Raw genomic sequence first — 1,304 nt, 5'->3', positions numbered from 1 at the left:
CTGGTCCATAAATACGCCACGTTTCTGCGAGGTGGAGAACTTGCCGCCGTAGTAGTCCAGCCAGTTGAAGCCCTTGAGCCGGTCCACCAGCTTCCAGGGCGCGTTATTGACCGCCCGCCAGGCGCCGTCGGGACCGCGCTGCTCATTGGCTCCGATCAGGGTGCAGGGGAAGCCGACCGTGTGGAAGGGCACGTTGTCCTTGCCCATGAACTCCACATAGGTGACGTCGGCGGCGAGCGGCTCGCGCCACCAGCGCTCCCATTCCGCCTCTTCGGCCTGGACCCTGCCCTCGGCGGCGGCCTTGGCGTCCGCCCATTCCCAGGTGGCGCCGATATATTCGATGGGGGCGTCGAACCAGACATAGAAGACCTTGCCCGCAAGACCATCGACGTCCGGCGTGACGCCATCGGGATTGGGCCCCCAATCGGCGGCGTTGACCGGCACGCCCCATTCCAGGTCGCGGGTGATGCCCCGGTCCTGCAGGCCTTCGTCCAGCCATTTCAGCGCAATGGAGGTGACCAGCAGCGGCCAGTCGCCCTTCTTGCCGTCGATCCAGGCGCGCAGCTTGTCGGAAAACAGGCTCTGCCGAAGGAACAGGTGCTTCGACGGCCGAATCTCGATGTCTTCCGAGCCCGAGACCGCCGAGCGCGGGGCGATCAGGTCGGCGGGGTCCAGCACTCGGGTGCAGTTCTCGCACTGGTCCCCGCGGGCGGCCGTGTAGCCGCAGTGCGGGCAGGTCCCGATCACATAGCGGTCAGGCAGGAAGCGCTTGTCGGCGTTGGAATATACCTGCTGAGTGACCTTTTCCTCGATAAGGCCGGCCTCCCACAGGGTCTGAGCCAGACGCTGGGTCATCCTGCGGTTCTGCGGCGACGACGACCGACCGAAATGGTCCCAAGAGAGACCGAACTTCGCGCCGAGCTCGGCCTGAACCTCATGCTGCCTCGCGCAGAAGGTCGCCGGATCGATGCCCGCCTCGGCCGCCGCCAGCTCGGTGGGGGTGCCGTGTTCGTCGGTGGCGCAGATGTAGAGGGTCTCCCGACCCCTCGAGCGTTGGAACCGCGCATAGACATCGGCCGGCAACATGGAGCCCGCGAGCGTCCCCAGGTGCTTGATCCCGTTGATGTAGGGCAAGGCCGAGGTGATGAGGATGCGGGACATGGGTCTGCCGGCTCGTATGAGAGGGTCGTGAGGGCGGGCTTATATGGCGCCGCGTCCGGCTTGCCAAAAGCCGTGACCGCGGCGGCGCAATTCAGACCCGGATCGGCCCCTTGAAGATGAACAGCGCCCCGGCCGCGATCAGG

Annotated in this window: 1 protein-coding gene; it reads right to left on the bottom strand. The window is 66.1% G+C overall.

What is annotated here, in order from left to right; genetic code table 11:
- A partial coding sequence (locus tag Q8N19_RS07575) for a methionine--tRNA ligase (RefSeq protein WP_305589335.1) occupies window positions 1-1,161 on the bottom strand: 1,161 nt, incomplete at its 3' end.
- Between the last annotated feature and the right edge of the window lie 143 nt (window positions 1,162-1,304).

Origin of the sequence: Phenylobacterium sp., assembly GCF_030693405.1 — a bacterium.
Classification (GTDB): Bacteria; Pseudomonadota; Alphaproteobacteria; order Caulobacterales; family Caulobacteraceae; genus Phenylobacterium.
This window is presented reverse-complemented; position numbering and strand designations above follow the sequence as displayed.